Annotated in this window: 2 protein-coding genes; both read right to left on the bottom strand. The window is 65.9% G+C overall.

Going from position 1 to position 3,355, the window contains the following annotated elements; all coding sequences use genetic code 11:
* Positions 1–244: 244 nt before the first annotated feature.
* Complete coding sequence (locus EOA36_RS31405) at positions 245–832, bottom strand: sarcosine oxidase subunit gamma (RefSeq protein ID WP_127280757.1); 588 nt, start codon at positions 830–832, stop codon at positions 245–247.
* Positions 825–3,355: sarcosine oxidase subunit alpha family protein (locus EOA36_RS31400; protein ID WP_127280756.1), on the bottom strand; the 2,531-nt coding region annotated here is incomplete at its 5' end. The genes EOA36_RS31405 and EOA36_RS31400, both read right to left, overlap by 8 nt.

The raw sequence follows: 3,355 nt of genomic DNA, 5'->3' as shown, positions 1-3,355 counted from the left end.
CAGCGGCAGCAGGAGCAAGGCTCTGGCCGGCACATCGGCGCGATCGGTGGCGCCGGCGGATAGTTCAGCAGTCATGGGGATGTTCGAACCAAATATGCCGACTTTGAGACGGGATTTTCATATCCCTTGGACCGTGGGCGGCCATGTTTTGCATCATGGGCGCCCGCGGCAGGATTCTCTAGCGGCAGAACTGGCCGGTATTGAGGCCAGAAGCAGCGGCAATGGGCACATCCGGCCGCACTGCCTACTGCACCTCGTAGCCGACTTCCTCGCTGGCATGGCAGAGCGCCTTCCAGAACGAGCGGGCGAAAGAGCGGAAGACATAGATGTCGAACTGGTCGGTGCCGGTGCGCTGGATCTGTGCGAAGACATCGTGATGCGTTGTCGAGCGGCCGGCGCCGACCGGAAAGGCGGGCAGGGCGAAATCGATGGCGAAGAATTTCGACAGCACCCATTCGGCTTTCGGCCCGGCAATGCGGATGGCGGTGCGGCCATGCGACAGGTCCGTCACCGTGCCGATGGCCGGCGTCACCGCCTTGGCGAAGGCCGCGGCCAATCCTTCGGCCTCATCGGCCACGGTGAATTTTCCCGGTGCGAAACCGAACACCGACTTCGCGCCGTCGCTCAAGCCGCCGCCGGCGCCGTCCGGCAGAGCGAGCCCGCTGACGGCGCGGATCGCTGCCATCAGTTTCTTCTCTTCGCCAGGCCATGCCGCGAGTTGCACGATCGAGCCCGGCCTGGTTTCGGTGAGCAGGATCTCGACGCCATGTTCGAAATTGCCGTGCGAGCCGACTTGGAATTCAGGCTCGAGGGGCGATTGACGCTCAGCCATGCATGCGGGTCCCTTCCGGATCGTAGAAGTGGTTGGAGACGATCTCCACGGGCCCGAAGCGGCTGCGCAAGGGATCGGAGACATGGGCACGCGTGCCGTGCCTGGCCTTGCCGCCCTTGACCAGCGCCAGCGCGATATGCTTGCCGAGCGCCGGCGAATAACAGCAGGCGGTGATGTGCCCGATCGAGCCGTGCGGATTGACCTCGTCGACTTCCTCGACAATATGCGCGCCGCCATTGAGCGGCCGGTTGTCGAGCGCGATCAGGCCGACTAGTTCCAGCCGCTCGGACGCGACGAGGCCTTCCCGGTCCATCATCGCGGAGCCGATGAACGGCTTCTTCTTCGACAGCATCCAGTCGAGATGCAGGTCGCGCGCCGTGGTGCGGCCATCGATCTCGGCGCCGGTGACATGACCCTTCTCGATGCGCATCGTGCCCAGCGCCTCGAGCCCGTAGGTCACCAGCCCGAACGGCTTGCCGGCCTCGACCAAGGCTTCCCAGACGTGGGTGCCGTGGCCGGCGCCGGAATAGACTTCGAAGGCCATTTCGCCGGAGAAGGATAGCCGGCAAATCATTACCGGCACACCTGATATCTCACCGTGCACGATGCCCATGAAGGGCAGCGTCGCATTGTCGACAGCCGTGCCGGTGACACAGGCCGCGAGAATCTGCCTCGCTTTGGGGCCGCCTATCGCGGCTCCCGCCCATTCGTCGGTCACCGAGGTGACATGGACCTTGAGTTCCGGCCAGATCACGTCGAGGAAATATTCCAGATGCTGCATCACCTTGCCGGCATTGGCCGTGGTGGTGGTCATCAGGAAATCCTGTTCGCCCAGCCGCCAGGTGGTGCCGTCGTCGAAGGCAAAGCCGTCCTCGCGCAGCATCAGCCCGTAGCGTGCCTTGCCGACGGCGAGCGTCGAGAACATGTTGGTGTAGACGCGGTCCAGGAACGCGGCCGCGTCGGGGCCTTGCACGGCGATCTTGCCCAGTGTCGAGACATCGACCATGCCCGCACTTTCGCGCGTCGCCTTGGCTTCTCGCACATAGGCCTGTTCGACAGTCTCGCCTGAAAGCCCGTAGATCATCGGCCGGTACCAGAGGCCGGCCGAATACATGGTCGCGCCATTGGCGAGGTGCCAGTCATGCATCGGCGTAAGCCGCTCGGGCTTGAGGTCACCGAAACGTTCGGCTGCCAGCGAGCCGATCGACACCGGCGCGAAGGGTGGCCGGAAGCGGGTCGTGCCGACTTCCGGGATCGGCTTGCCGAGCGCTTCCGCCATGATGGCAAGGCCGGGAACATTGGAGCTCTTGCCCTGGTCGGTGGCCATGCCGAGCGTGGTGTAGCGCTTCAGGTGCTCGACTGAGACGAAGCCGTCGCGCTGCGCCAGGCGGACATCCTCCGCCGTGACGTCGTGCTGGAAGTCGACAAAGCTCTTGCCGCTGCCCTTGATCTCGAACACAGGCGCGGGATCCTGGTCTCCAGGAGTTGCCTCGACAGTGGGCAGCGCCGCCGGCGTGCCTGTTCCTCCGGCCGCGGCAAGGCCTGCGGCGCGTCCTTCGGCGATCGCCTCGACCGTCGAAAAGCTGCCGGTGAAGGCACCGGCGCCGATCCAGTTTTGTGTCGGCTTGGGCGGCAGGAAGGCTTGCCGGGCGGCGTTCCATTCCGCTTTGGCGCCGGCCTGGCTGGCCAGATGAATGGTCGGCGACCAGCCGCCCGACATCAGCAGGCAATCGGCATGGACGCTGCGCGCATCGCCGCTCAGCGCACCGGCGACCATGTCGAAACGCTGGACCTTGAGGCCGGACAAGGCCTTGCCACCTTCCGTGGCGACCACCGCATGGCCGGACAGCAATTCCGCCTCGGCTTCGCCGGCCAGGGAGCTCATCTCGGCGGACGGTTGCGGGCGCACGTCGACGATGGCAACGATCGCAGCACCTGCCTGCTTCAGCGCCAACGCCGACCGGTAGGCGCTGTCATTGTTGGTGAATACCACCACCCGCTGCCCCGGCAGCACGCCGAATTCGTTGGCGTAGCGCTCCGCCGCGTGCGCCAGCATCACGCCGGGCCGGTCATTGCCCGGGAACACCAGCGGCCTTTCGAAGGCGCCGGTGGCCAGCACCACGGATCCGGCGCGGATCGCCCAGTAACGATGGCGCGGCTCACCCTTTGCGGGCTGCGCCTTGTGGTCGCTGACCCGCTCGAGCGCGGCAAGCGTGTTGTTGTCGTAGTAACCCCAGACCGTGGTGCGCGGCAGAAGCCGGACATTGTCGCGGGCCTCGAGCTGGGCGACGGTGCGCCGCACCCATTCAGCCGCCGGTGCGCCATCGATGGTTTCGCCCGACCAGTTGCCCGAACCGCCGAAACGCGGCTCGAGATCGGCCAGGACAACGCGTGCGCCTTGATCGGCGGCAGCCTTGGCGGCCATCAGCCCGGCCGGGCCGGAGCCGACCACAAGCACGTCGCAAAACGCGTTCATGCGTTCATAGCGGGCCGGGTCCTTTGCCGATCCGGCGCTGCCAAGGC

It is taken from the genome of Mesorhizobium sp. M8A.F.Ca.ET.021.01.1.1 (assembly GCF_003998025.1).
In the GTDB taxonomy this organism is placed as follows: domain Bacteria; phylum Pseudomonadota; class Alphaproteobacteria; order Rhizobiales; family Rhizobiaceae; genus Mesorhizobium.
This window is presented reverse-complemented; position numbering and strand designations above follow the sequence as displayed.

What these genes read in the sequence shown, in the direction of transcription:
- EOA36_RS31405 (WP_127280757.1), bottom strand. Translation starts at nt 832, where the DNA reads ATGGCTGAGCGTCAATCGCCCCTCGAGCCTGAATTCCAAGTCGGCTCG.